Raw genomic sequence first — 24,812 nt, 5'->3', positions numbered from 1 at the left:
CCTGAGAGGAGGTTCGGAGTCGGGGGCCGCAATGCCCCGGGCTCAGAGCTTCTTCTTCATGTAGGCGAGGTAGTTGCCGCGCGCGTAGTTGTCGATGCGCGCGAACTCTTCGTAGCCCTGCTTCAGGTAGAAGCCTCGCGCCTGCCACTCGAAGGTTTCGAGCGCGGCATTCCCGGCGCCCAGTGCCTTGCCGCGCGCTTCCGCCTCCGCGAGCAGGCGGCGACCCAGGCCGGTGCCCCGGGCTTCCTCCTCGACGAACAGCACGTCGATGCGCAGCCATCCGAGGAACACGAAGCCACGCAGCCCGCCCATCAGGCGGCCCTGCGCGTCCTTCGCGTTCAGCCACACGGGTTGCGTATCGGGGTACTCGCCGACGAAGCCGTAGTTGAACTCGCGCAACCGGCGGCCCAGGACGCCGGAGCGGACCTCCTCTTCGGAGGCGGTCGAAATCACTGTTTCAGTCATGCGTCGCCGTTCGCCAGCAGCGTCTCTTCGAACAACTTCAGCAACAGCCGCGCGAACACATCCATGTTCCATGGCCGGTCGGTCGCGCCGGTTTCGATCGTGCGGCTGACCACGAGGCCGTCCGCGCCGGTCACGGCGATGCAGACGTGGCCCGGCGCATCGCCGTACGGGCTGCCCGACGGCCCCGCCGCGCCGCTCTCGCAGATGCCCCATTTCGAGCGGTGGGCATCGCGGATGCGGCCCGAGATGAAGCGCGCATAGGGCTCGGTCTCGCCGCGCATGTCGCCCATGTCCTCGGGCGTGAGGCCGAGCAGGGCCTTGCCGGCGCGCCGCGAGTAGATGACCGCGCCGCCCAGGAAGTAGGCCGAGGCGCCTGGCAGGGCGAGCAGGGCGGCCGAGACCAGGCCGCCGGCCGACGATTCGGCCACCGCCACTGTCTGGCGCCGCTCGCGCAGCGTCGCCCCCACGCGGGCGGCGAGCACGGAAAGCGGTTCGAGGTCGGTGAGGTCGGGCGTGGACATGGAGGTCGAAAGAAGTAAGAAAGAAGAAATGACCGACCGTTCGATCGATCAAGGGAACGCGTGAACGAATGAACGAACGGTCAGGCGAGGCCCGCGCGCGACCCCGGTCGCCGCACATACGACGGCGCGCGCTCATGGCTCGAGGTGTGGCCGTACACCGTGTCGGCCGGGTAGTACTCGGCCTGCAGCTGCACCTTGGCCGCGGCTTCCTCGCCCGCCACATGGGCGATGAAGGCCAGCATCAGGTCGGTGCCGGCCGACACGCCGGCCGAGGTCCAGACGTGACCGTCCTGCACGAAGCGCTGCTCGACCACCTTCACGTCGCCGAGTGCGCGCAGGCGGTCGAGCGATCCCCAGTGCGTGGTCGCGGTGCGGCCCGAGAGCAGGCCGGCCGCATGCAGCACGAAGGCACCGGTGCACACCGACAGCAGCGCCTTGCAGCCGGGCGCCTGCGCGGCCAGGAACTGCACCATGGCGGGGTTGTCGACCTCGCGCCGCGTGCCCATGCCGCCGGGCACGAGCACGAAATCGAGCGGCGGGCAGTCGGCAAACGAGACATGCGGGTTGATCGACAGCCCCTTGGCGCAGACGACCGGGCCGTGCGTTTGCGCCACCACGAGGCAGTTGGCGGGGCCGCCGGCCAACTTGCTCCACATGGTGAGCATTTCCCAGGGACCGACGAAATCGAGCTCCTCGACCTCGGGGAAGACGACGATTGCGAAATTCATGCGTGCGAACTCCTGGTGGGGTGGCCGGCAGGGGCCCTGTCACGGGCGCGAAGCCGCAAGCATATAGAGTGCCGCCGAGGTGATGTCCGTGACAGCTGGTTGCAAGCTTGGCTCAGTGTTCTCCCTCAGAGTTGTGTGGCCTGAAAATGGCTAGAGTGAAGGCGGCCGTTCAGGCTTTTTGCTAGCTTCAATCAAGGAAATCTCATGAGCAAGAAAGTTGCATATGTCACCGGAGGCATGGGTGGCATCGGAACAGCCATCTGCCAGCGTCTCTACAAGGACGGGTTCACCGTGGTCGCAGGTTGCGGCCCCACGCGGGACTACGCCAAGTGGCTGGCCGAACAGAAAGCCGAAGGCTTCGAGTTCCACGCGTCGGTCGGCAATGTCGGCGACTGGCAATCCACCGTCGAGGCCTTCTCCGCCGCCAAGGCGGCCCACGGGGCGATTGACGTGCTCGTCAACAACGCCGGCATCACGCGGGACCGCATGTTCCTCAAGATGACCCCCGAGGACTGGAGCGCGGTGATCGAAACCAACCTCAACAGCATGTTCAACGTCACCAAGCAGGTGGTGGGCGACATGGTCGAAAAGGGCTGGGGCCGCATCATCAACATCAGCTCGGTCAACGGCGCCAAGGGCCAGGCCGGCCAGACCAACTACTCGGCGGCCAAGGCCGGCATGCACGGCTTCACGATGGCGCTGGCGCAGGAGCTGGCCAACAAGGGCGTCACCGTGAACACGGTGAGCCCGGGCTACATCGGCACCGACATGGTCAAGGCCATCCGCCAGGAAGTGCTCGACAAGATCGTGGCCACGATCCCGGTCAAGCGTCTGGGCGAGCCGAGTGAAATCGCTTCCATCATCGCGTGGCTCGCCACCGACGAAGGCGGCTACAGCACCGGGGCCGACTTCTCGGTCAACGGCGGCCTTCACATGCACTGAGCATGCGCGCCACGCCCTGAAAACAAAAACCCGCTTCGGCGGGTTTTTTCATTTGGGCCGGAACCACACCCACAGGACACACGACTTCAACCATCGAAAGCAACCCGGCACGAACCCTTTCTTCTGCGTTTTCCTTCATCTTTTCAGGAGGCAGTCATGGCACATACAACAAGCACAGTACCCAGGAAGCTCCCCCTTTACCGTTCCCTGTACGTGCAGGTGATCACCGCGGTGATCGTCGGCGTGCTGCTGGGGTACTTCTACCCCTCGCTCGGCGAGTCGATGAAGCCCTTGGGCGACGGCTTCATCAAGCTCATCAAGATGATCATCGCGCCGATCATCTTCTGCACGGTGGTGGTCGGCATCGCCGGCATGGAAGACATGAAGAAGGTCGGCAAGACCGGCGGGCTGGCGCTCTTGTACTTCGAGATCGTGAGCAGCATCGCGCTGGTGGTCGGCCTCGTGCTGGTGAACCTGCTCAAGCCCGGCGCCGGGATGAACATCGACGCGTCCACGCTCGACACCAAGGCCATCGCGGCCTACACCGGCCCCGGCAAGATGACCGGCACGGTCGACTTCCTGCTCAACGTGATTCCCTCCACCGTGGTCGATGCCTTCGCCAAGGGCGAGATCCTGCAGGTGCTGCTGATCGCGGTGCTGTTCGGCTTTGCGCTGCACCGCTTCGGCGGGCGCGGCACGCTGGTGTTCGACGTGATCGAGAAGGGCTCGCACGTGCTGTTCGTGATCGTCAACTACATCATGAAGCTCGCGCCCATCGGCGCCTTCGGCGCCATGGCCTTCACCATCGGCAAGTACGGGCTGGGCAGCCTGCTGTCGCTGGGCAAGCTCATGGGCACCTTCTACCTGACCTGCCTGCTGTTCATCTTCGTGGTGCTGGGGCTCATTGCGCGCTTCCACGGCTTCAGCATCTGGAAGTTCATCAAGTACATCAAGGAAGAGCTGCTGATCGTGCTGGGCACCTCGTCCAGCGAATCGGTGCTGCCGCGCATGATGGAGAAGATGGAGAACCTGGGCGCCCACAAGACCTGCGTGGGGCTGGTGATTCCCACGGGCTACTCGTTCAACCTGGACGGCACCTCGATCTACCTGACGATGGCGGCGGTGTTCATCGCGCAGGCCACCAACACGCCGATGACGCTCACGCAGGAGATCACGCTGCTGGCCGTGCTGCTGCTCACCTCGAAGGGGGCGGCCGGCGTCACGGGCAGCGGCTTCATCGTGCTGGCGGCCACGCTGTCGGCGGTGGGGCATGTGCCGGTGGCGGGGCTGGCGCTCATCCTGGGCATCGACCGCTTCATGTCGGAGGCCCGCGCGCTGACCAACCTGATCGGCAACGGCGTGGCCACCATCGTGGTCGCCAAGTGGACCAACGAACTGGACACCGAGCGGCTGCAGGCCGGGCTCAACAACGAGAGCTGGGTCGAGTCGCAGGAGCCCGAGGAGCTGGTGAACGCGCGCGAATCGAAGATGGCGCAGTAGCGGGCGCAGGGCGCCGGCCCGCGCGTTTCGGTGCGGTGCGGCGCGTTTCGGTGCGCTTCAGTGCACCAGGGCCACCGCGAGCAGCGGCTGCGCCCTGGCGTCGAGCTCGCGTTCGTACAGCGGGGCGGCCTTGGCGTAGGCGCCCTGGGCGCGATGGGCCGCGGCCAGGTTCTGCCGGCTGTACAGCACCGCGTGTGCGTCGGGGCGCCGCTGCTTCTCGTGGATCGCCAGGGCGCGTTCGTACAGCGCAATGGCCTGGTCGAAGGCTTCGCGGCGGTAGTGCAGGCCGGCCAGCGCGCTCAGCGTGAACGCCACCCGCGGGCTGTCCGGCCCGGCGGTCTTTTCCTGGATGGCGAGCGCGGCCGTGTACGACTGCGCGGCCCGCGTCAGCTGCCCCTGCCGCTGGTGGACATGGGCCAGCAGCACGAGGCTGAGGGCCATGTCTGCGGACTCGGGCCCGCCCGTGCGTTGCGCCGTCTGCAGCACCTGCTGCGCCAGCTCGAGCGTGCCGACGTCGTAGCAGTTGGCGTTGATGCGTTGCACGAGTTCCTGGCGCAGCGCGCGCCATTCGGGGTTGCCGTCCTGCGCGTACAGCGCGCCGAACTGCGTGGCCGCCAGGACGACGCCGGCGGCAAGCCATGCCTTCGCGAATTTCATGGGGCCGAATCTAGTGGCCCGGCCCGAAAAACGAATACCTCGTTCATGGGAGTCCGCGCCCGCGGGGCAGGGCCCCGGGGCGCGGACGGCGCTGGCGCCCCGCCTCAGGCGAGATCGAAGCGGTCCAGGTTCATCACCTTGGTCCAGGCGGCCACGAAGTCGTCGATGAACTTCTGCTGGCTGTCGGAAGCGCCGTAGACCTCGGCGATGGCGCGCAGCTGCGCGTTGGAGCCGAACACCAGGTCGACGCGCGTGCCGGTCCACTTGAGGGTGCCGGTCTTGCGGTCGCGGCCTTCGTATTCCTCCTTGGCGTCCGACACGGCCTTCCACTCCGTGCCCATGTCGAGCAGGTTCACGAAGTAGTCGTTGCTCAGCGTGCCGGGCGTCTTCGTGAAGACGCCGTGGCGCGTCTGGCCGACGTTGGTGTCGAGCACGCGCAGGCCGCCGACCAGCACCGTCATCTCGGGCGCCGTGAGCGTGAGCAGCTGTGCCTTGTCGATCAGCAGCGCTTCGCCGGGCACGCTGTAGCGGCCCTTCAGGTAGTTGCGGAAGCCGTCGGCAGCGGGCTCCAGCGGCTCGAACGAGGGCACGTCGGTCTGTTCCTGCGAGGCGTCGGCGCGGCCCGGCGAGAAGGGCACCTTCACTTCACGCCCGCCGTTGCGCGCGGCCTGTTCCACGCCCGCACCGCCGGCCAGCACGATCAGGTCGGCCAGCGAGATCTTCTTGCCGCCGGTCTGCGCCGCGTTGAACTCGCTCTGGATGCCTTCGAGCACCTTCAGCACCTGGGCCAGCTGCGCGGGCTGGTTGACGGCCCAGTCCTTCTGCGGTGCCAGCCGCACGCGGGCGCCGTTGGCACCGCCGCGCATGTCGGAGCCGCGGAAGGTGGAGGCCGAGGCCCACGCCGTCGACACCAGCTGCGCAGGCGTGAGGCCCGAGGCCAGCACCTTCTTCGTCAGCGCCGCGACGTCGCTGGCGTCTACCAGCGGATGGTCGACGGCCGGGATCGGGTCTTGCCAGATCAGCTCCTCGGCCGGCACCTCGGGTCCGAGGTAGCGGGCGCGCGGGCCCATGTCGCGGTGCGTGAGCTTGAACCAGGCGCGCGCGAAGGCGTCGGCGAGCTGGTCGGGGTTGGCCAGGAAGCGGCGCGAGATCTTTTCGTAGGCCGGGTCCAGGCGCAGCGACAGGTCGGTCGTGAGCATGGTCGGCGCGTGGCGCTTGGAGCCGTCATGCGCGTCGGGGATGGTGCCGGCACCGGCGCCGCCCTTGGCGACCCACTGGTGCGCGCCGGCGGGGCTCTTGGTCAGCTCCCATTCGAAGCCGAACAGGTTCTCGAAGAAGTTGTTGCTCCACTTCGTGGGCGTGGTGGTCCACGTCACTTCGAGGCCGCTGGTGATGGTGTCGCCGCCCTTGCCGGTGCCGAAGCTGTTCTTCCAGCCGAAGCCCTGGTCTTCGAGGCCGGCGGCTTCGGGTTCCTTGCCGACGTTCGAGGCCGGCCCCGCGCCGTGCGTCTTGCCGAAGGTGTGGCCGCCGGCGATGAGCGCCACGGTTTCCTCGTCGTTCATGGCCATGCGGGCGAAGGTGTCGCGGATGTCGTGGGCCGCGGCGATCGGGTCGGGGTTGCCGTCCGGGCCTTCGGGGTTCACGTAGATCAGGCCCATCTGCACGGCGCCCAGCGGGTTCTCGAGGTTGCGGCTGTGCGGCACCTTGCTGTCGTCGTCCTTCACGAGCACGCCGCGGTCTTTCTCGACGCCGGGCGAGCCTTGTGCGTAGCGCACGTCGCCGCCCAGCCAGGTCTTCTCGCGGCCCCAGTACACGTCCTGGTCGGGTTCCCACACGTCGGGGCGGCCGCCGCCGAAGCCGAAGGTCTTGAAGCCCATGGTCTCGAGCGCGACGTTGCCGGTGAGGATCAACAGGTCGGCCCAGGAAATCTTCTGGCCGTACTTCTGCTTGATCGGCCACAGCAGGCGGCGCGCCTTGTCCAGGCTCACGTTGTCGGGCCAGCTGTTGAGCGGCGCGAAGCGTTGTTGCCCGCGGCCGGCGCCGCCGCGGCCGTCGCCGATGCGGTAGGTGCCGGCGCTGTGCCAGGCCATGCGGATGAAGAGCGGGCCGTAGTGGCCGAAGTCGGCGGGCCACCAGTCTTGCGAGTCGGTCATCAGCGCGGCGAGGTCTTTCTTCACCGCGGCGAGGTCCAGGCTCTGGAAGGCCTTGGCGTAGTCGAAACCGGCGCCCAGGGGATCGGATTTGGAGGAGTGCTGGTGCAGCAGGTCCAGGCGCAGCTGCTCGGGCCACCAGTCGCGGTTCGTGGTGCCGGCGCCGGTGGCCTGGCTGAACGGGCACTTCGCTTCGGTTTTCTCGTTGCTCATGGGGAGGCTCCTGTTGTTGGGGGGACGGGGGGACCGCTCAAATTCTGGATGAGAAAGGTGTCGATGCGAATAGAAGTGCTTTATGCCTACGATAGTTCGCGTCGCTTCCGTAGGGGTGTAGACGCAGGCCCGTAGAAGCCTGCGGGCTTCAAAGGTTGGAGGCCGTTCCTGCAAAATGGACCGATGCCCCACAGCGTCTCCCTCATCAATACGATTGCCGCCGGCCTGGGGTTGGCGCTGGTGTTCGGCTTTCTCGCGGCGCGGCTGCGATTACCGGCGCTGGTGGGGTACCTCCTGGCGGGCGTGATCATCGGCCCGTTCACGCCGGGCTTCGTGGCCGACGCGGGCATTGCCGCGCAGCTGGCCGAGATCGGCGTGATGCTGCTGATGTTCGGCGTGGGCCTGCATTTTTCGCTGGCCGACCTGCTCGCGGTGCGCAAGATCGCGCTGCCCGGCGCCATCGCGCAGATCGCGGTCGCCACGCTGCTCGGCGGCGGCCTCGCCATGTGGTGGGGCTGGAGCTGGGGCACGGCGCTGGTGTTCGGGCTGGCGCTGTCGGTGGCGAGCACGGTGGTGCTGCTGCGCGCGCTCGAGAGCCTGGGCATCCTCGATTCCTTCACCGGCCGCATCGCCGTCGGCTGGCTGGTGGTCGAAGACCTCGCGATGGTGCTGGTGCTTGTGCTGCTGCCGCCGCTGGCGGGCGCGCTGGGCAGCACCAAGGTCGACACCAGCGGCGACCCCGTCTGGCAGACGCTGGGCCTCACGCTGCTGCAGGTCGGCGGCTTCGTCGTGCTGATGCTGGTGGTGGGGCGGCGCGTGTTCCCGTGGATCCTTTGGCAGGTCACGCGCACCGGTTCGCGCGAGCTGTTCACGCTGTGCGTGGTGGCGGCGGCCGTGAGCATCGCCTTCGCCTCGGCGGCGCTGTTCGGCGTGTCGTTCGCACTGGGCGCTTTCTTCGCCGGCATGGTGATGCGCGAGTCGCAATTCAGCCACCGCGCGGCGCAGGAGTCGCTGCCGCTGCGCGATGCCTTTGCCGTGCTGTTCTTCGTGTCGGTCGGCATGCTGTTCGACCCCTCCGTGCTGGTGGAGCGACCGCTGCAGGTGCTGGCCGTGGTGCTGGTGATCGTGCTGGGCAAGTCGCTCGCCGCCTGTGCGCTGGTGCTGGTGTTCCGCTACCCGCTGGCCACCGCGCTCACGGTGAGCGCGAGCCTGGCGCAGATCGGCGAGTTCTCGTTCATCCTGGCCGGGCTGGGCGTGTCGCTCGGCCTGCTGCCGGTGGAAGGACAGAGCCTGGTGCTGGCGGGCGCGCTGATCTCCATCGCCACCAACCCGCTGTGGTTCAGCCTCATCGCACCGCTGCAGAAATGGCTGCACGCGCATTCGAAGTTCGCACGCGAGCTGGACGCGCGCAGCGACCCGCTGGCCGAGCTGCCCATGACCACCGAGGCCAAGTACCTGTCGCGCCAGGTGGTGCTGGTCGGTTACGGACGGGTGGGCCGGCGCATCGCCGCCGAACTCGAGACGAACGACATCCCCTACGTGGTGGCCGAGCAGAACCGCGAGCTGGTCGAGAAGCTGCGCGAGGCCGGCATCCCCGCCGTGTGGGGCGACGCGGCCGACCCGGCGGTGCTGATCCAGGCGCATGTGGCGCGCGCCCGCGTGCTCGTCGTGGCCACGCCCGACGCCATGAACGTGCGCCAGATGATCGAAACCGCGCGCACGCTGAACCCCACCATCCAGACCGTGGTGCGCAGCCACAACGAGCAGGAAGCCCGCCTGCTGGCCGCCGAAACCGACGCGAAGGTGTTCCTGGGCGAACAGGAACTCGCCCAGGCCATGGCCCGCGATGTGGTGCAGCGCGCCGCCGCGATGGCGGTGCCGGCTTGACGATTCAAAGATCCTCGATCACCAGCGTGCGATAACGCTCGGCGATCGAGTAGGGCACGGTACGCACCAGTTCCATCACGCGCTCGGTGATGGCGCCGTCCTTGGTGCGGATCAGCAGGCCCGTGTGGCCTTCGTGGGCCAGCTGGATGAAGGCGCGCACCGTGTCGCCGTCGGTGCCGGCGGAGGGCAGGGGACTGTGCGAGGCATGCACGGTCGGCGCGATTTCCGCCAGGACGGTTTCGGCCGGTATCAGGTAGACCTCGTCGCCGCTCACGATGCCTTTCGCGATCAGCCCGTGGCCGATGCGGCTGGCATCTTCGACGCTCGGAAACATCACCAGGGAGTAACCGGTCGGGTAGAACGCGCCACCGAAGGCGGCGCGCATGTTGGGTTCAAGCGTGAAATGTTTCATGCTGACTCCTTGTTCTGATGCAACTCCCCACCCCTAACATTAGGCCGCGCGGCGTCCGGGCACTGTAGGAGAAGCCCTAGTACTGACAACCGCGCCGGCCCCTTGCCCGTTCAAAGGCGAGTTCATTCCCTGTTTCATTTTTGACCGTCATGCCTTCGCCGAGAGACATCGCACTCACCGTCCACGAACTGGAAGAAGGGGAGTTCTACTGGGTGCTGATGGAGGCCGTGGACGGCTCGCCCGGCGATTCCACCCATGTGTACGTGCCGCTCGAAGCCGCCCACGAGCCCTACGCCACGTATTCGAATGCACTGGTGGCCGGCGTGGCGGTGCTGCGGCGGCTGTTCGGGCCCGACGGCAAGCCCGTCTGACGGGGCCCGCAAGGGTGCCGCCGCAGGGCGCTCCCTATAATCCCGGCGGTTGGAAACATTGGTTCACACCGGTGTCGTCCAACACCCCACGGTTCGAAGGTGCCCTGCACGACCAGTCACAGGATTGGCGGCGGGGTTAAACGGGAAGCAGGTGCGAGGCGTCGTTTTTTCGAACGACCCTTCCATTCCTGCGCTGCCCCCGCAACGGTCAGCGGACATCGACACCCTCAGGCCCCGGCGATTCTTCGCCCGGGCAGCCACTGCGCTTCGGCGTGGGAAGGCGAGGGCTTCGGCGCCGAGGTGCATGCATTGCACCCCGACGCACTCCGCGAGCCCGGATACCGGCCTTCGCAACCGCCTTCGGATGCTGCGGGAGTGCGTGTCCGGGCCTGCCGCTTTTCCCTCGCGCGAAACGGCACCGCCCCTCGTCTCTTCTCCCTCGGCGTCCGCGATCGGTCAGGAGCCTGCGGGGACGCGGGCTGGAGGAGAAGTCGGATGAATCGCATTGCATCGCCACCGCGCGATCGCTCGGGCCCGCCCTTGCAACGGGCGCGCCTTTCGGGTCTTTCAGGTCTTTCGCTGGGGCTCGGCCTCGCTTGCGGGCCCGTTCTCGCCCAGTCGGGCGACACGGCCGGTCGCCCCAGCCTCACGCCCGTGCAGGTCGAAGCCAGCCGTCACACGCCGCTGGCCCTGGACGAACCCACGCAGACCGGCAGCCGCCTGGGCCTCACGCCGCTCGAAACGCCCGCCAGCATCGAGGTGCTCACCGGCGACGCGATCCGCGCGCGCGGCGACGTCTCGGTGGTCGAGGCCGCGAGCCGCGCCACCGGCATCACGGGCTCGCCCGCGCCGGGCAATGGCGGCTCGTCGCTGTCGGCGCGCGGCTTCAACGGCCACGGCTCGGTGATGCAGCTGTACGACGGCACGCGCCTGTACGTGGGCGCGGGCACCGTCACCTTCCCGTTCGACACCTGGTCGACCGACCGCATCGAGGTGCTGCGCGGCGCCGCCTCGGTGATGTTCGGCGAAGGCGCCATCGGCGGCGCGATCAACGTGGTGCCCAAGAAGCCCACGCGCGGCCCGATTCGCAACGAGGCGCTCGTGACCGTGGGCTCCGACGCCACGCGCCAGGTCGCCTTCGGCAGCGGCGGGGCGATCAACGACATGCTCTCGTACCGCTTCGACATCAGCCACCGCAGGACCGACGGCTTCATGCGGCGCGGCGAGGCCGAGAGCCTGGCGGTGGGCGGCGCGGTGCGGCTCGATGTGTCGCCGCGGCTGCAGTTCACGCTCTCGCACGACGAGGGCCGCCAGACGCCGCAGCGCTATTTCGGCGTGCCGCTCGTCAACGGCCGCCTGAGCAGCCTGAACCGCGAACAGAACTACAACCTGGACGACGCAGAGGTCAAGTACCGCGACCGCTGGACCCGCCTCGATGCGCAGTGGACGCCCAACGACGCCGTCACCGTGCGCAACCAGCTGTACCGCCTGGACAGCAAGCGCCACTGGCGCGACAGCGAAACCTACACCTACAGCGCCACGACGAACCGCGTGACGCGCGGCGACTACCTGGAGATCGGCCACGACCAGGAGCAGATCGGCAACCGCACCGACGCCACCTTCAAGCACGCGCTGTTCGGCCTGAAGAACCAGGTGCTGGTGGGCTTCGACGCCAACCGCATCGACTTCCTGAACTCGAGCGACACGCCCTACGGCGGGCGCTCGGTGGTCGACGCCTTCGTGTTCAACCCCGGCACCTACGTTTCGCCCACGCCCTACCTGCCGCGCTACAAGACCAAGACCAGCACTTACGCCTTCTTCGCCGAAGACAAGCTGGCCTTCAGCGAACACTGGTCGGTGGTCGGCAGCCTGCGCTGGGACCACGCGAAGATCGTGCGCACCGACCCGCAGAACCGCGCCCCGCGCCTGGACAAGACCTTCGAGTACGCCACCGGCCGCCTGGGCGTGGTCTACGCGCCCGACGCCGCACAGTCGTTCTATGCGCAGGTGGCGCGCGCGGCCGATCCGCTCACCGGGCTCATCAGCACGTCCGCCACGCAGGTGCCGTTCGAGCTCAGCGTGGGCAAGCAGGTCGAGGTGGGCTACAAGCGCCAGCTGGCCGAGGGCCGCGGCGCCTGGAGCGTGGCGGCCTACCGCATCGAGAAGACCAAGCTGCTGTCGCGCGACGCGAACGATCCGACCGTCGTGCAGCAGATCGGCAAGCAGTCGTCCGAAGGCATCGAGGCCACGCTCGACCTGGCGCTCACTTCCACGCTGCGTCTCGAAGCCAACGCCGCGCGGCTGCGCGCGCGCTACGACGACTTCAACGAAGCGGTCGGCAAGTCGCTGGTCTCGCGCGCGGGCAACACGCCCGCCGGCGTGCCCGAGGTGGCGGCCAACCTGTGGCTGCACTGGCGCTTCCTGCCGCAGTGGGAGGCCGAGCTCGGCGTGCGCCACGTCGGCGCGCGGCAGGTCGATGCGGCCAACACGCGGCAGATCGGTTCGTACACCGTGGCCGACGCGGGCGTGAGCTGGCAGGCGAACCCGTCGCTCAAGCTCGCGCTGCGTGCCTACAACCTGGCCGACCGCAGGTACCCGGTCTCGTTCTCGAACGGCGGTAACCAGTGGCTGCTGGGCCGTCCGCGCTCGTTCGAGCTGTCGGCGTTCGTGACTTTCTGAGCATGGCTGCATGAGCACCGCATGGCAACGCACATGGCCCCCGCTGCGGCGGGCGCTGTACTGGACGCACCGATGGCTGGGCATCGGCGGCTGCCTGCTGTTCGTCATGTGGTTCGTCTCGGGCGTGGTCATGATGTACGTGGGGTACCCGAATCTCACGGACGAAGAGCGGCTCGCGGGGCTCGCTCCGGTGCGCTTCGAACAGGCGGTGGTCGCGCCGGCTGCCGCGCTCGAGGCGCTTCCGCCTGCAGTGCGTGCGCAGCCGCCCCGGCGCATGGCGCTGGAGATGCAGGCCGGCGCCGACGCGCAGCCCGTGTGGCGCATCGTCGATGCGCGCGGCGGGCGGCATGCCGTGTCCGCGCGCGACGGCCATGTGCTCGGCCCGGTCGATGCCGCGCGGGCCGAGGCCATCGCCCGCGACTTTGCCGCACAGCCCGGCGCACGATGGGCCGAGACGCTGGAGCGCGACCAGTGGACCGTGCCGCAAGGCCTGAACCCATTGCGCCCGCTGCACCGCATCGAAGTCGGCGACGCGGCGGGTACCGAGCTGTACGTGTCCTCGCGCACCGGCGAGGTGGTGCGCGACACCACGCGCGCCGAGCGCTTCTGGAACTGGCTGGGCGCCGTGCCGCACTGGATCTACTTCACGCCGCTGCGCGCCGACCCGCCGCTGTGGCACGACGTGGTCGTGTGGCTGTCGGCCGCCTGCATCGTCTCGGCCGTGACGGGCATCGTCATCGGCATCCTGCGCATCCGGCTGCGGCGGCGCTTTCGCAGCGGCGCGGTCACGCCGTACACGGGCTGGATGGCCTGGCACCACATCGCCGGGCTCATCGGCGGCTTCTTCGTGCTGACCTGGATCGTGAGCGGCTGGCTCTCGATGAACCCGAACGGGTGGTTTCAGCGCGCACCGGCCGATGCGGCCGCGATGGCGCGCTACACGGGCACCGGTGCGTCGCCGTTCCCCTGGCCGCCGGCCGTGGTGCCGGCAGGCGAGGGCGCTGCCGCACCGCGCGAAGTCTTGCTGATGGGGTTCGACGGCAAGCCGCTGCTGCAGCTGCGCGATGCGCAGGCCCGCGTGCAGGTGGTCGATGCCGCGACCGGTGCACCGGCTGCCATCGCCCGCGACGACATCGCGCGCGCCGCCGCCTGGCTGCGCCCCGGTGCCGCGATCACGCAGGTCACCTTGCAGACGCACGAAGACTTCCACTGGTACGGCCACCACCGCACGCGCGTGCTGCCCGTGTGGCGGCTCGAGTTCGACGACGCCGCGCGCAGCTGGCTCTACATCGACCCGACGAGCGGCCAGGTGGCCGGCAGCAACGACCGCAACGCGCGGCTGCGCCGCTGGCTCTTCAACGCCGCGCACAGCCTCGACTTTCCCTGGCTCATCCAGTACCGGCCCGCCTGGGACCTGGTGATGTGGTTCCTGTCGGTCATCGGCGTCGTCGCTTCGGCGAGCGGCGTGGTGATCGGCTGGCGGCGACTGCGGCGCAAGCCACAGCCATCGCCTGTTCAGCGGGGGCTGCAAGGCTCTCGGGTTTCATGACGGGGACTTGCGCAAGCCAGTCCATCCCCCAACAATCAACTTTCGCACTTCGGTGCATTTCAGGAGGTGCGCGATGCACATCGAACCCGGACTCGTCGACGGATCCAAGATCTTCCTCAGCTATGCCACGGGGGCGGCTGCACTGGCTTACACAGGCAAGGTCGCCTTCGACACCTTGCGCAAGGACGGCCCCATCGGCCTGCTGCTGCGCTCGGTCTTCACCGTGATGCTCGTGTTCTGCTTCTTCGAGGTGTTCCCGCACCATCCGGTGGGCGTGTCCGAGGTGCACCTGATCTTGGGCACCACGCTGATGCTCCTCTTCGGGCTCGCGCCCGCGGCCATCGGCCTGGCGGGTGGCTTGCTCATCCAGAGCCTGTTCTTCGCACCACCTGACCTGCCGCAGTACGGCATGAACGTCACGACCTTGCTCGTGCCGCTGTTCGCGACCGCCGCGCTGGCGCGCCGCATCATTCCCGCGAACATGGCCTACGTGGACATCAGCTACCAGCAGGCCTTCAAGCTGTCGGTGGCCTACCAGGGCGGCATCGTGGTGTGGGTGGGCTTCTGGGCGCTCTACGGCCGCGGCACGGGCTTGGAGAACCTGGGCCAGATCGCCAGCTTCGGCGCGGCCTACATGACGGTCGTGCTGGTCGAGCCGCTGGTCGACCTGGGCGTATTGGCCGCGGCCAAGGCCTGGCGCCGCCTGCAGGGCACGGCCCTGGTCGAGCGCCGCCTGTACAGCGCCGTCTGATTCGCGCCGGCTGCCCCTCGTTGAAGAGGGCGTGCCGTTCGCCGGCGCGTGCGCCACGCACGCGTCGCGCGCCCGATTCCCCGCGCGCTTTGCGCGCCTGAAAGCATCCATTCCATGACACAAAGCAACGCCAAGATCCCCGTCACCATCGTCACGGGCTTCCTCGGCAGCGGCAAGACCACGCTGCTGCGCCACATCCTCGGCAACGCCGAGGGCCGCCGCATCGCGGTGGTGGTCAACGAGTTCGGCGAACTCGGCATCGACGGCGACATCCTGCGCGGTTGCGGCATCGGCTGCGACGACGAGGGCAACGAGCGCGAAGGCGCGCTGTACGAGCTGGCCAACGGCTGCGTCTGCTGCACCGTGCAGGAAGAATTCCTGCCCGTGATGCTGCAGCTGGCCGAGCGCCGCGACCAGATCGACGCCGTGCTCATCGAGACCTCGGGCCTGGCGCTGCCCAAGCCGCTGGTGCAGGCCTTCCAGTGGCCCGACATCGCGAACATCTTCACCGTCGATTCGGTGGTCACCGTGGTCGACGGCCCCGCCGCCGCCTCGGGCCAGTTCGCGGCGAACCCCGCGCAGGTCGACGTGCAGCGCCGCGCCGACCCCAACCTGGACCACGAATCGCCGCTGCACGAGCTGTTCGAAGACCAGCTCTCGGCCGCCGACCTCGTGGTGCTCAACAAGACCGACCTCATGGACGCCGCCGCGCGCGCGCAGGTCGAGGCGCTGGTGCGCGAAGAACTGCCGCCCGAGGTGAAGATCGTCGGCGCCACCGAAGGCAAGCTGCCGCTCGCGCTGCTGCTGGGCCAGGGCCGCGCCGCCGAAAGCACCATCCACCTGCGCGAGAGCCACCACGACCACGAGGAAGACCACGACCACGACGAGTTCGACTCGCTCGTGATCGAGCTGCCGCCCGTGGACCGCGACGGCCTCATCGCCGTGCTGGCCGCACTGGTCGAACAGCACACCATCTACCGCGTGAAGGGCTTCGTCGCCGTGCCGCACAAGCCGATGCGCCTGCTGGTGCAGGGCGTGGGCCGTCGCTTCGACCACCACTTCGACCGCCGCTGGCGCGATGGCGAGGCGCAGCGCACGCGGCTCGTGTTCATCGGCGAAGACCTCGATGAAGGCGCATTGCGCAAGGCGCTGGAAGGCGTGGCGGCCGTTCCCGCCTGACCGCATGCACCTGCTGAGCACCCAGCCCGGCCGCTTCGTCGAAGACGATCCGAGCGTCGTCACCCGGCTCGACCAGACGCCGGGCGACATCGTAGTGCTCAGCTCGGCCGACACCACGCTCGCGCTGCTCGCCGCCGCGCGCACGGCGCTGGCGGCCACCGACCCCGGCTATCCCTCGCTGCGGCTGGCCAACCTCATGCACCTGCGCCAGCCCGCGTCGCTCGACCTGTACGTCGACGAGGTGCTGCGGCATGCGCGCGTGGTGGTGGTCGATCACCTGGGGGCCGAATCGGCCTGGGCCTATGGGCTGCAGCAACTCGAGAAGCTTGCGAAGCGCCAGGGCCAGCAGCTCGCGATGTTCTCGGGCGACCTGCAGGAAGACGAAGACCTGCTCGCGCGCGGCACCGCGGCGCGCGGCGTGAGCCGGCAGCTGTGGCAGTACCTGCGATCGGGCGGCGCGGGCAACGCGGCGCAGTTCCTGCGCGCGGTGGCCTTCCACGGGCTGGGCCATGGCGAGGCCCCGTTGCCGCCGCGCAGCCTGCCGCAGGTGGCGCTGCATGTGCCGGGCGGCATGGACGCGACGCACACGGTCGCGGGCATCGACGACCTGCGCGCCGGCTGGCATGCGGATGCACCCGTGGTGGCGCTGGTGTTCTACCGCTCGCACCTGCTGTCGGGCAACACCGAGGCCTTCGATGCGCTGGCCGCCGCGCTGCATGCGCAAGGGCTGAACCCGCTGCCCGTGGCGCTCGACTCGCTGAAAGACCCGCTGTGCCTGTCCGCGTTGCGCGCGCTGTGCACCGAGCACGACGTGCAGCTGGTGCTCAACACCACCGCCTTCGCCGCGCTGGGGCAGGGCGTTTCGGATGAAAGCGGTGAGCCTCTGGCACTCGCGGGCGACGCCCCCGTGCTGCAGGTGATCGTGAGCGGCGGCAACCGCGAAGACTGGCTGGCCGACAGCCAGGGCCTGCGCCCACGCGACATCGCGATGCAGATTGCCCTGCCCGAGATGGACGGGCGCATCATCACGCGCGCCGTGAGCTTCAAGGGCCTGTCGCACCGCTGCGAACTCACGCAGACCGAGGTGGTGGGCTACCGCCCCGAGCCCGACCGCATCGCCTTCGTGGCCGAACTCGCGCGCCGCTGGTGCAGCCTGCGTCGCCTGCGCGCCGACGAGAAGCGCGTCGCGCTCATCCTCGCGAACTACCCCGGCAGCGAAGGCCGCATCGGCAGCGGCGTGGGGCTGGACACGCCGGCCTCGGTGATGGCCATCCTGCGCACGATGCAGGCAGAGGGCTACACGCTCGACACGCTGCCCGCGGACGGCGACGCGCTGATGCGCACGCTGCAGGAAGGCATCGCGAACGACCCCGCCCAATGGGCCGCGCGACCCGCGTGGCAGAGCTACGCGCTCGCCGACTACCGCACGCGCCTGGCGGCGCTGCCCGAGGGCATGGCCGCCGCCATCGACGCGCAATGGGGCCCGCCCGAGCACGACCCGATGCTGCGCCAGGGCCGTTTCATGATCGCCGGGCTGCGGCTGGGCCGCGTGTTCGTCGGCATCCAGCCGGCACGCGCCCTCGGCCCGCTGGGCCTGGCCGACTACGCGAGTTACCACGACGCCGAGCTGGTGCCGCCGCACAGTTATCTCGCGTTCTATTTCTGGCTGCGCGATGTGTTCGCCATCGACGCGGTCGTCCACGTCGGCAAGCACGGCAACCTCGAATGGCTGCCGGGCAAGAGCCTGGCGCTCGCGGCCACCTGCTGGCCCGACGCCATCCTCGGGCCGCTGCCCAACGTGTACCCCTTCATCGTCAACGACCCCGGCGAGGGCGCGCAGGCCAAGCGCCGCACGCAGGCCGTGATCGTCGACCACCTGATGCCGCCGCTCACGCGCGCCGAGAACCACGGCCCGCTGCAGGACCTGGAGCGGCAGGTCGACGAGTACTACGACGCGCTGCTGGTCGACGCGCGCCGCGCCAAGGTGCTGCGTGCGCAGATCCTCGCGACCGTGCGCGCCCAGCACCTGGTCGAAGAACTGGGCATGCCGGGCGCGGAAGACGATGCCGTGCTCGCGCGCGTCGATGCGTACCTGTGCGAACTGAAAGAGACCCAGATCCGTGACGGCCTGCATGTGTTCGGCGATTCGCCGCACGCGCGGTTGCGGCGCGACACGCTGCTCGCGCTCGCGCGCTTTCCGGCCGGCGACGGCGCGGGCGAGAACGCCGGGCTGCTCGGCGCGCTCGCGGCGGACCTGCTGCCCGACGACGCCTTCGACCCGCTCGACATCGACGCGGCGAAGCCCTGGCAGGGCGCGCGGCCTGCGTTGCTGGCGGCCGTGAGCGACGAGGCGTGGCGGCATCAGGGCGACACGCGCGAGCGGTTGGAGCTGCTGGCGCAGCAGCTGCTCGAAGCGAACAGCTGTCCGCCCGATCTGCCGCGTACTGCTGCCGTGATGGGGCGCATCGCGCACCGTCTCGCGCCCGCGCTCGATGCGTGTGGCGCCGAAGAACTGCGTCAGCTCTCGCGCGCACTGCAAGGCCGCTTCGTGCCGCCGGGCCCCAGCGGCTCGCCCTCGCGCGGCCGGCCCGACGTGCTACCGACCGGGCGCAACTTCTACGCGGTCGACACGCGCGCCATCCCCACGCCCACGGCCTGGATGCTCGGGCTCAAGTCGGCCGCGCAGCTGGTCGAACGCCACCTGCAGGAGCACGGCGACTACCCCGTGGCGCTGGGCCTGTCGGTCTGGGGCACGGCCACCATGCGCACCGGCGGCGACGACCTGGCGCAGGCCTTCGCGCTCATCGGCGTGAGGCCCAAGTGGGCGCCGGGCAGCCAGCGCGTGGTCGATTTCGAAGTGCTGCCAACGGTCGGCATCGGCCGTCCGCGCATCGATGTCACGCTGCGCATCTCGGGCTTCTTCCGCGACGCCTTTCCCAATGCCGTGCAGATGTTCGACGCGGCCGTGCAGGCCGTGGCCGCGCAGGAAGACGAAGACGCCGAGCGCAACCCGATCCGCGCACGCATCCTGCGCGAGGCCGCCGCGCTCGAAGCGCAGGGCGTGGCGCCCGGCGAGGCACGCACGCAGGCCGGCTGGCGCGTGTTCGGTTCCGCGCCCGGCAGCTACGGCTCGGGCCTGCAGCCGCTGTTCGACCATGGCGACTGGCAGACCGACGACGATCTGTCGAAGGCCTACGTCGGCGGCAGCGCCCACGCCTACGGGCAGGGCAGCGACGGCGTGCCGGCGGGCGATGCGCTGGTGCGCCGGCTGCGCGCCATGAACGTCGTGCTGCAGAACCAGGACAGCCGCGAGCACGACCTGCTCGACTCCAACGACTACTACCAGTTCCAGGGCGGCATGGCCGCCGCCGTGCGCCACCTGAGCGGGCAGCAGCCTGCCATGTACCACGGCGACCACGGCAACCCGCAGGCGCCGCGCGTGCGCACGCTGAAGGAAGAAATCAGCCGCGTGATCCGTTCGCGCGTGGTCAACCCGAAGTGGATCGACGGCGTGAAGCGCCACGGCTACAAGGGCGCCTTCGAGATGGCCGCCACGGTCGACTACCTCTTCGGCTTCGATGCCACCGCGCGCGTGGTGGGCGACCACCAGTACGCGATGGTGGCCGACGCCTACGTGCTCGACGAGGCCACCCGCGACTTCGTGAACGCGCACAATCCGCGCGCGCTGCAGGACATGCTCAACCGCCTGCTCGAAGCCATGCAGCGCGGCCTCTGGCAGTCGCCCGGCGACTACAAGGACCAATTGGAAAACCTGCTGCTCGACCACGAGCAGCAGATGGAAGGAAGCCCCCGATGACCACAGCCGCCCCGATGCCGGTGCCGTTCCCCTTTGCCGCGATCGCCGGCCAGCCGCAGCTGCGCCAGGCGCTGCTGCTGGCCGCGGTCGATCCCGCGCTGGGCGGCGTGCTCATCGAAGGCCCGCGCGGCACCGCCAAGACCACGGCCGCGCGCGCGCTCGCCGAGCTGCTGCCCGGCGCGCCCTTCGTCACGCTGCCGCTGGGCGCGAGCCTCGAAAGCCTCGTGGGCACGCTCGACCTCGGGCAGGCGCTGGCCGGCCATGAACTGAAGTTTGCGCCGGGCCTGCTGGCGCGCGCGCATGGCGGCGTGCTGTACGTCGACGAGATCAACCTGCTGCCCGACGCGCTCATCGACTCGCTGCTCGACGCGGCGGCCAGCGGCGTCAACGTGGTGGAGCGCGACGGCATCTCGCACCGGCATGCCGCGCGCTTCGTGCTCGTGGGCACCATGAACCCGGAAGAGGGCACGCTGCGTCCGCAGCTGCTCGATCGTTTCGGCCTGTGCGTGCGGCTGCGCAACCTGCAGGACGCGGCCGAGCGTCAGGCCATCGTGCGTGCGCGGCTGGCTTTCGATGCCGATCCGCAAGGCTTCCGTGCGGCACATGCGAAGGAGGAGGCCGAACTTGCGGCGGCGCTGGTGCGTGCGCGCGCCCTCGTGGCGGACGCGGCGGCCCTGCCGTACGGCGATACGGTGCACGAAGCCGTCGGCGCGCTGTGCATTGAGGCCGGCGTGGACGGCCTGCGTGCCGACCTCGTGATGCTGCGCTCCGCGCGTGCGCTCGCGGCGTGGGAAGGCGCGGCATCGATCACTGACGACCACGTGCAGCGCGTGGCCGAGGCGGTGCTGCTGCACCGGCGCCATCCAGCGGCCGAAGCGGCGGCGGCGCCTCCCATGGCGTCGCCCGCACCTCATCGCAATCCGGGCGATGCAACCGCACGCGATGCCGGCGACGGCGATTGGGGCGCGATGCCGCCCGAGCCTGTCGGCATCGAGCGCGTGAAGCCGCTGCGCCCGCTGATCTCCACCCAGCAGGCCACCCCAAAAAAAGCCTGAGCCTCCGGGACGCCGCACCCGCTGGCGCACGCCAGGGTGACCGGAGGCAGGGCACGCAACGGGACGCCTGGCACGGCGCCGCCGCGCCCGGCACGGCGTTCGACTGGCCGCGCACGCTCGTCGCCCGCGGCGCGGACCGGCTGCAGGCCGCGCACCTGCGCCATCGCCCGCAGGAGGCGCGCAGCGGCGCGTTGCATTGCTTCCTGCTCGACTGCTCGGCTTCGATGCGCCACGACGGCCAGTTGGCGCGGGCCAAGGGCCAGCTGCTCGCGTTGATGCAGGAGGCCTACCAGCGACGCGACCATGTGGCGCTGCTGTGCTTTGCCGGCGACGTGGTCGAACTGCGCCTGCCGCCGCGCCGCGCCAGCGCCTGGAACGACGACTGGGTTGCGCCCATCGCGGCCGGTGGCGGCACGCCGCTGGCACTCGGCGTGCTGCGCGCGCAGCAGTTGCTGGCGAAGCACGAGGCCCGCCAGCGCTGGCTCTGGCTGCTGACGGACGGCCGCAGCAACGAAAGCCCCGCGCGCCCCGCCGCGGCGGACGTCGCCTGCGTGATGGACTTCGAACGCGCCCGCACGCCGCTGCACCGGGCGCGGCAGCTGGCCGCGCAGTGGGACGCGCGCTACCTCAGCGCCTGAATCACAGGATTGCGGGGCGCGCCTCGGCATCCACCGATCGACTTGGAGCGCGCAGGGACATCCGCTGCACGGCATGCCTGTGCACGCGGCGCCTTCGATACTGCCGCGCTCTCAACGAAAGGAAGCCCATGCCCGTCACTCCCCGCCGCGTGGTGCGCGAAGGCGCGTTCAAGCACATCATTGCCGACGGTGTGCAGGTCGGCGACACCATTTATCTCTCGGGCCAGGTGAGCGTGGACGAGGAGGGACGCACCGTCGGCGCCGGCGACATCGCGGCCCAGGTGCGGCAGGCCTACGCCAACGTGCGCAGCGTGCTCGCATCCTTCGGTGCCTCGATGGCCGACGTGGTGGACGAAACCCTGTTCGTCACCGACATCGACGGCTTCCTCGGCCAGGCCGAGGCGCTGTTCGCCTTGCGCGCCGAGATGTTCGGTGGCGAGCCGCAGATCTCGCAGACGCTGGTGCAGGTGGCGCGGCTGGGCAGCCCGGATTGGCTGATCGAGATCAAGTGCATCGCCAGAACAGCTGCAGCCTGAAGGGCTGAAGGCCTGTTCCGCCAGGCAGTTCGGGTACCGTATGGCATGCGTCCGAAACCCCGTCTCCTGGCCCTTGCGTTGACCCTGGCCATGCCTGCCGCCTTGGCCCAAACCGAGCCGGCCGTGCAGCCCTTGAGTGCCGAAGAGTGCAAGGCGCAGGAAGCCGTGCTGGAGCGCGACATGGCCCTGGCCCGTTCGCGCGGCCAGATGCTGCGCCGGCGCGAGCTGGCCGACACCCTGAGCGCGCTGCAGCAGCGCTGCCAGGCGCTGGCGCCGATGAGCCGCGAAGCGCGCATCGAGAAACTGGAACGCGAGATCCGCGCGTTGCGCACCGAGCTCGAACGCGCGGAGGCGCAATTGCGCAGCGTGAAGAGCGAGTCGCCCTGAGCTACGTCACCAGGGCAGCTCGCTGAGCGGTCTGCGCGGATCTGAAACAGCCGGCGCCACATCGGCGGGGGTGGCCGGCCCGTCTTTCTCCGCCACGGCTTCCACCGGCGCCAGCATCGTCCCGCGGCAGTTCGGCGAGCCGCAATGGCAGGGGTACTTCGACGGCGGCGAGCCGTCGTCGGCCGTCAGCGAATAGTCGATGAAGAGCTCGTCGCCGGCCTCCACCGCCTCCATCGTCTGGAAGCGCAGCACCATCTCGCCCGCCTCGTCGTACTCCTCGACCGCCTCGCAGTTCGGCTCGCACGAATGGTTCAGGTGGCGCGTGGCGTTGCCGCCCTTGGCGCCGTCGATGGTCTCGCCGGTCGTCAGCGTGAACAGGTAGGTGAGCTGGTCGTCCCAGAGCTTGGAGGCGACTTCCTGCTTGGTGTAGCGGCGGCCTTCGTACAGGCCCAGGAAGGCTTCGGCCGGCAGGTCGCGCGTGGCGAAGGCGCCCAGGCCATGCACGCCGCTGGGGCCCACGCGAATGAAAGGGGTGGACGAGGTTCGCTTGGGGGACTTCATGAACGGGCGGGGCGCGAGGAATCGGAAGAAAAGGTGGGCTGGGGCTGGAGTGTCGCGGTCATCTCGATCTGGCGTATGACAACGGTGGCGCCGCGTGCGGCCAGGGCGCGGTGCATCGGGCTGCCCTCGGGCTCGTCGACCAGCCGCCAGCGCGCGCCGGGGCGTGCCTGCGCGAGTGCGTCGAGCAAGGCATGGGCCGAGGCTTCGTCGGGCGCGGCGGCGTCCAGCAGCATGTGCAGCGGCAAGGCCGGCGGCAGGAGGATGGCGTAGCCGCCCGTGGCCGTGCCGAGGGCTACGGCACCGTCGTGGGCCAGCGCGCCTTGCACGGTCGGCCACTCGCGGCGCCAGGTGGGGCGCGAGAGGGCGGTGCAGGCCGCATGCAGGGCGGCGAGCGCGTTGGTGCCGGGCGCTGTCGAAGCTGCATCGGCACGAGGCTCGAAGCTGCCTTCGAGCACCTCGAGCGTGCGGGTTTCGACGAAGCCCGCCTGCCGGTAGAGCTGCCGCGCCGGGTTCTGCTCGATGACTTCGAGCTGCACCTGCATGACGCCGGCTGCCGACAGGTCGCGCAGCTGCGCGTCGATGAGCTGCTTCGCCAGCCCCCGGCGGCGCTGCGCGCTCGCGATGCCGAAGCCCGCGAGGTAGGCACGCGAACCGCGCCGACCGACGAGCGAGAGGCCACAGGCGTTGCCGTCGGCGACGATCACGCGCGAGAGCGCCAGGTCGGCCTCGGCGCGCCGCACGTGCCGCTCGAACATCGCGCGGTCGAACGCGATCGGCACGAAGTAGTCTTCGTAGGCGCGATTCCAGAGCGCGGTGAGTTCGTCGGTGCCGAAGTTCGCGGCGGGAACGATGTCGAAGTTCATGGCGTGCCGAAGATCAGTTGCGCGGCGCATCCAGCGACGCAAGGCAATTCACGATGGCGTCGGCCGCCTCGTCAAGCCGGGGGCCGGGCCGCATCATCAGGTCGAAGCGCGCCGAGGCAAAGCTGCAGACGCGCCCGCGCTGGATGGCCGACATGGCCGACCAGCCGGGGCGCCCCGCCATGGCCGAGATTTCGCCGAGGGCCGAGACCATCAGCACGTCGGGGTTGGCGCGCACCACGAACTCGGGGTTCATTCGGGGGAAGGGGCCGAGCGAGCCCGGCACCGCGTTGGCCAGGCCCAGGCGCGCCAGGGTCTCGCCGATGAAGGAGCTTTCGCTCGCCGCCGCCACGCCGCCGTGCACCTCGAAGTACACGCGCCGCCCCTGCCAGTTCAGCGGCACGCGGGCGCGCGCCGCGTTCAGCCGGGCATCGAGGCTGCGCCAGAAGGCCTCGCCCGCACCCGGCTTGCCGGTGGCGCGGGCCACGGTTTCCATCACGCGGCGCATGTCGGCATGGGTCTTGGCGTCGAGCGCCAGCACCTTGATGCCCAAGCGCTCCAGCGCCTCGGCGGCGCGGCTGCGCGGGCGCAGCAGCACGAGGTCGGGCTTGAGCGCGACGATGCGCTCGATGTTCGCGTCGTCCATGCCGCCCACCTGCGGCAGGCCCTTCACCGCCGCCGGCCAGTTGGCGTGGCGGTCGATGCCCACGAGCCGGTCGCAGGCGTCGAGCGCGCAGACCGTCTCGGTGAGCGAGGGCATCAGCGACACGATGCGCCTGGCGGGCGCCTGCAATTCGAGCACCCGGCCACGGTCGTCTTCCAGGCGGATGGCGCCGGCATGCGCCGCCGGGCCGAGGCCCAGTGCCACGAAGGCCGCGGCCCGCGCGATGTGGCGCACGGCGGTGGAAGCAAAGGGTGGGCGCTGGGGCAGGGCGTTGGAAGTCATCGGGGCGG

Annotated in this window: 22 protein-coding genes and 1 riboswitch; of the genes, 13 read left to right on the top strand and 9 right to left on the bottom strand. The window is 69.6% G+C overall.

Annotated elements, in window-relative coordinates; translation table 11 throughout:
• Positions 1-42 precede the first annotated feature (42 nt).
• The 3 genes from AC07OX_RS03815 to AC07OX_RS03805 all read right to left on the bottom strand — a co-directional run bounded on the left by AC07OX_RS03815 (position 43) and on the right by AC07OX_RS03805 (position 1,714).
• Positions 43-465 (bottom strand): GNAT family N-acetyltransferase, encoded by a 423-nt coding sequence (locus AC07OX_RS03815; protein WP_495259918.1) that lies wholly within the window; start codon positions 463-465, stop codon positions 43-45.
• Positions 462-986 carry a CinA family protein gene (locus tag AC07OX_RS03810; RefSeq protein ID WP_062480868.1) on the bottom strand — a complete coding sequence of 175 codons (525 nt, stop codon included), beginning with the start codon at positions 984-986 and terminating at the stop codon, positions 462-464. The genes AC07OX_RS03815 and AC07OX_RS03810 overlap by 4 nt, the downstream gene beginning before the upstream one ends.
• 80 nt (positions 987-1,066) lie before the next feature.
• On the bottom strand, positions 1,067-1,714 hold the full coding sequence (locus AC07OX_RS03805; RefSeq protein WP_070061119.1) for a DJ-1/PfpI family protein: 648 nt from the start codon (positions 1,712-1,714) through the stop codon (positions 1,067-1,069).
• A gap of 204 nt (positions 1,715-1,918) precedes the next feature.
• Between AC07OX_RS03805 and phbB the strand changes: the two genes are divergently transcribed.
• Positions 1,919-2,656, top strand: coding sequence for an acetoacetyl-CoA reductase (phbB, locus tag AC07OX_RS03800; RefSeq protein ID WP_062480872.1), 738 nt, complete (start codon positions 1,919-1,921; stop codon positions 2,654-2,656).
• Positions 2,657-2,812: 156 nt separating this feature from the next.
• Positions 2,813-4,156 carry a dicarboxylate/amino acid:cation symporter gene (locus AC07OX_RS03795; protein WP_062480874.1) on the top strand — a complete coding sequence of 448 codons (1,344 nt, stop codon included), beginning with the start codon at positions 2,813-2,815 and terminating at the stop codon, positions 4,154-4,156.
• A 57-nt stretch (positions 4,157-4,213) separates the two neighbouring features.
• Here the strand turns inward: AC07OX_RS03795 and AC07OX_RS03790 are convergent, their stop codons facing one another.
• Complete coding sequence (locus AC07OX_RS03790; RefSeq protein WP_495259917.1) at positions 4,214-4,813, bottom strand: tetratricopeptide repeat protein; 600 nt, start codon at positions 4,811-4,813, stop codon at positions 4,214-4,216.
• A gap of 104 nt (positions 4,814-4,917) precedes the next feature.
• Entirely contained in the window at positions 4,918-7,176 is a 2,259-nt protein-coding gene (gene katG / locus AC07OX_RS03785; RefSeq protein WP_495259916.1) for a catalase/peroxidase HPI, read from the bottom strand.
• A gap of 183 nt (positions 7,177-7,359) precedes the next feature.
• Here katG and AC07OX_RS03780 point away from each other — a divergent pair, with 183 nt between their 5' ends.
• Positions 7,360-9,063 (top strand): cation:proton antiporter domain-containing protein, encoded by a 1,704-nt coding sequence (locus AC07OX_RS03780; protein ID WP_062480880.1) that lies wholly within the window; start codon positions 7,360-7,362, stop codon positions 9,061-9,063.
• 4 nt (positions 9,064-9,067) lie between these two features.
• Here the strand turns inward: AC07OX_RS03780 and AC07OX_RS03775 are convergent, their stop codons facing one another.
• Entirely contained in the window at positions 9,068-9,475 is a 408-nt protein-coding gene (locus tag AC07OX_RS03775; RefSeq protein WP_062480884.1) for a hypothetical protein, read from the bottom strand.
• 149 nt (positions 9,476-9,624) lie between these two features.
• On the opposite strand from AC07OX_RS03775, the gene AC07OX_RS03770 reads away from it, so the two are divergent.
• The 10 genes from AC07OX_RS03770 (at position 9,625) to AC07OX_RS03725 (ending at position 22,437) form a co-directional block, all read left to right on the top strand.
• Positions 9,625-9,846: a hypothetical protein gene (locus AC07OX_RS03770; protein ID WP_062480886.1), complete on the top strand. Its 222-nt coding sequence runs from the start codon at positions 9,625-9,627 to the stop codon at positions 9,844-9,846.
• An 81-nt stretch (positions 9,847-9,927) separates the two neighbouring features.
• Positions 9,928-10,210: riboswitch (cobalamin riboswitch) on the top strand.
• A 131-nt stretch (positions 10,211-10,341) separates the two neighbouring features.
• Positions 10,342-12,525, top strand: a complete 2,184-nt coding sequence (locus AC07OX_RS03765; protein ID WP_495259915.1) for a TonB-dependent receptor — start codon at positions 10,342-10,344, stop codon at positions 12,523-12,525.
• A gap of 10 nt (positions 12,526-12,535) precedes the next feature.
• Entirely contained in the window at positions 12,536-14,074 is a 1,539-nt protein-coding gene (locus tag AC07OX_RS03760) for a PepSY domain-containing protein (RefSeq protein ID WP_495259913.1), read from the top strand.
• Positions 14,075-14,147: 73 nt separating this feature from the next.
• The gene (locus AC07OX_RS03755) at positions 14,148-14,825 is read left to right on the top strand and encodes an energy-coupling factor ABC transporter permease (protein ID WP_062480892.1); all 678 of its coding nucleotides are present in this window, start codon (positions 14,148-14,150) and stop codon (positions 14,823-14,825) included.
• A 114-nt stretch (positions 14,826-14,939) separates the two neighbouring features.
• On the top strand, positions 14,940-16,004 hold the full coding sequence (gene cobW / locus AC07OX_RS03750; RefSeq protein WP_495259912.1) for a cobalamin biosynthesis protein CobW: 1,065 nt from the start codon (positions 14,940-14,942) through the stop codon (positions 16,002-16,004).
• A 4-nt stretch (positions 16,005-16,008) separates the two neighbouring features.
• The gene (gene cobN / locus AC07OX_RS03745) at positions 16,009-19,821 is read left to right on the top strand and encodes a cobaltochelatase subunit CobN (protein WP_495259911.1); all 3,813 of its coding nucleotides are present in this window, start codon (positions 16,009-16,011) and stop codon (positions 19,819-19,821) included.
• Positions 19,818-20,876 carry a magnesium chelatase ATPase subunit I gene (locus AC07OX_RS03740; RefSeq protein WP_495259910.1) on the top strand — a complete coding sequence of 353 codons (1,059 nt, stop codon included), beginning with the start codon at positions 19,818-19,820 and terminating at the stop codon, positions 20,874-20,876. The genes cobN and AC07OX_RS03740 overlap by 4 nt, the downstream gene beginning before the upstream one ends.
• A 191-nt stretch (positions 20,877-21,067) precedes the next feature.
• Complete coding sequence (locus AC07OX_RS03735) at positions 21,068-21,514, top strand: vWA domain-containing protein (protein ID WP_492734958.1); 447 nt, start codon at positions 21,068-21,070, stop codon at positions 21,512-21,514.
• A gap of 128 nt (positions 21,515-21,642) precedes the next feature.
• Complete coding sequence (locus AC07OX_RS03730; protein WP_495259909.1) at positions 21,643-22,050, top strand: RidA family protein; 408 nt, start codon at positions 21,643-21,645, stop codon at positions 22,048-22,050.
• A 102-nt stretch (positions 22,051-22,152) separates the two neighbouring features.
• Positions 22,153-22,437: a DUF1090 family protein gene (locus AC07OX_RS03725; RefSeq protein ID WP_495263306.1), complete on the top strand. Its 285-nt coding sequence runs from the start codon at positions 22,153-22,155 to the stop codon at positions 22,435-22,437.
• Between the two features lie 6 nt (positions 22,438-22,443).
• Here the strand turns inward: AC07OX_RS03725 and AC07OX_RS03720 are convergent, their stop codons facing one another.
• Genes AC07OX_RS03720 through AC07OX_RS03710 form a run of 3 tightly spaced genes read right to left on the bottom strand, consistent with a single transcriptional unit; the run spans position 22,444 to position 24,804 of the window.
• Positions 22,444-22,998, bottom strand: a complete 555-nt coding sequence (locus AC07OX_RS03720) for an SET domain-containing protein (RefSeq protein ID WP_139703075.1) — start codon at positions 22,996-22,998, stop codon at positions 22,444-22,446.
• Positions 22,995-23,861, bottom strand: coding sequence for a GNAT family N-acetyltransferase (locus tag AC07OX_RS03715; protein WP_495259907.1), 867 nt, complete (start codon positions 23,859-23,861; stop codon positions 22,995-22,997). Before AC07OX_RS03715 ends, AC07OX_RS03720 begins: the two co-directional genes overlap by 4 nt.
• A gap of 13 nt (positions 23,862-23,874) precedes the next feature.
• On the bottom strand, positions 23,875-24,804 hold the full coding sequence (locus AC07OX_RS03710) for an ABC transporter substrate-binding protein (RefSeq protein WP_495259906.1): 930 nt from the start codon (positions 24,802-24,804) through the stop codon (positions 23,875-23,877).
• Positions 24,805-24,812 lie beyond the last annotated feature (8 nt).

It is taken from the genome of Variovorax sp. GW821-FHT09D07 (assembly GCF_059416345.1).
Note: the sequence above shows the minus strand (reverse complement) of the source record. Positions and strands in the feature narration are given on the sequence as shown.

What these genes read in the sequence shown, in the direction of transcription:
- AC07OX_RS03815 (WP_495259918.1), bottom strand. Translation starts at nt 465, where the DNA reads ATGACTGAAACAGTGATTTCGACCGCCTCCGAAGAGGAGGTCCGCTCC.
- AC07OX_RS03810 (WP_062480868.1), bottom strand. Translation starts at nt 986, where the DNA reads ATGTCCACGCCCGACCTCACCGACCTCGAACCGCTTTCCGTGCTCGCC.
- AC07OX_RS03805 (WP_070061119.1), bottom strand. Translation starts at nt 1,714, where the DNA reads ATGAATTTCGCAATCGTCGTCTTCCCCGAGGTCGAGGAGCTCGATTTC.
- phbB (WP_062480872.1), top strand. Translation starts at nt 1,919, where the DNA reads ATGAGCAAGAAAGTTGCATATGTCACCGGAGGCATGGGTGGCATCGGA.
- AC07OX_RS03795 (WP_062480874.1), top strand. Translation starts at nt 2,813, where the DNA reads ATGGCACATACAACAAGCACAGTACCCAGGAAGCTCCCCCTTTACCGT.
- AC07OX_RS03790 (WP_495259917.1), bottom strand. Translation starts at nt 4,813, where the DNA reads ATGAAATTCGCGAAGGCATGGCTTGCCGCCGGCGTCGTCCTGGCGGCC.
- katG (WP_495259916.1), bottom strand. Translation starts at nt 7,176, where the DNA reads ATGAGCAACGAGAAAACCGAAGCGAAGTGCCCGTTCAGCCAGGCCACC.
- AC07OX_RS03780 (WP_062480880.1), top strand. Translation starts at nt 7,360, where the DNA reads ATGCCCCACAGCGTCTCCCTCATCAATACGATTGCCGCCGGCCTGGGG.
- AC07OX_RS03775 (WP_062480884.1), bottom strand. Translation starts at nt 9,475, where the DNA reads ATGAAACATTTCACGCTTGAACCCAACATGCGCGCCGCCTTCGGTGGC.
- AC07OX_RS03770 (WP_062480886.1), top strand. Translation starts at nt 9,625, where the DNA reads ATGCCTTCGCCGAGAGACATCGCACTCACCGTCCACGAACTGGAAGAA.
- AC07OX_RS03765 (WP_495259915.1), top strand. Translation starts at nt 10,342, where the DNA reads ATGAATCGCATTGCATCGCCACCGCGCGATCGCTCGGGCCCGCCCTTG.
- AC07OX_RS03760 (WP_495259913.1), top strand. Translation starts at nt 12,536, where the DNA reads ATGAGCACCGCATGGCAACGCACATGGCCCCCGCTGCGGCGGGCGCTG.
- AC07OX_RS03755 (WP_062480892.1), top strand. Translation starts at nt 14,148, where the DNA reads ATGCACATCGAACCCGGACTCGTCGACGGATCCAAGATCTTCCTCAGC.
- cobW (WP_495259912.1), top strand. Translation starts at nt 14,940, where the DNA reads ATGACACAAAGCAACGCCAAGATCCCCGTCACCATCGTCACGGGCTTC.
- cobN (WP_495259911.1), top strand. Translation starts at nt 16,009, where the DNA reads ATGCACCTGCTGAGCACCCAGCCCGGCCGCTTCGTCGAAGACGATCCG.
- AC07OX_RS03740 (WP_495259910.1), top strand. Translation starts at nt 19,818, where the DNA reads ATGACCACAGCCGCCCCGATGCCGGTGCCGTTCCCCTTTGCCGCGATC.
- AC07OX_RS03730 (WP_495259909.1), top strand. Translation starts at nt 21,643, where the DNA reads ATGCCCGTCACTCCCCGCCGCGTGGTGCGCGAAGGCGCGTTCAAGCAC.
- AC07OX_RS03720 (WP_139703075.1), bottom strand. Translation starts at nt 22,998, where the DNA reads ATGAAGTCCCCCAAGCGAACCTCGTCCACCCCTTTCATTCGCGTGGGC.
- AC07OX_RS03715 (WP_495259907.1), bottom strand. Translation starts at nt 23,861, where the DNA reads ATGAACTTCGACATCGTTCCCGCCGCGAACTTCGGCACCGACGAACTC.
- AC07OX_RS03710 (WP_495259906.1), bottom strand. Translation starts at nt 24,804, where the DNA reads ATGACTTCCAACGCCCTGCCCCAGCGCCCACCCTTTGCTTCCACCGCC.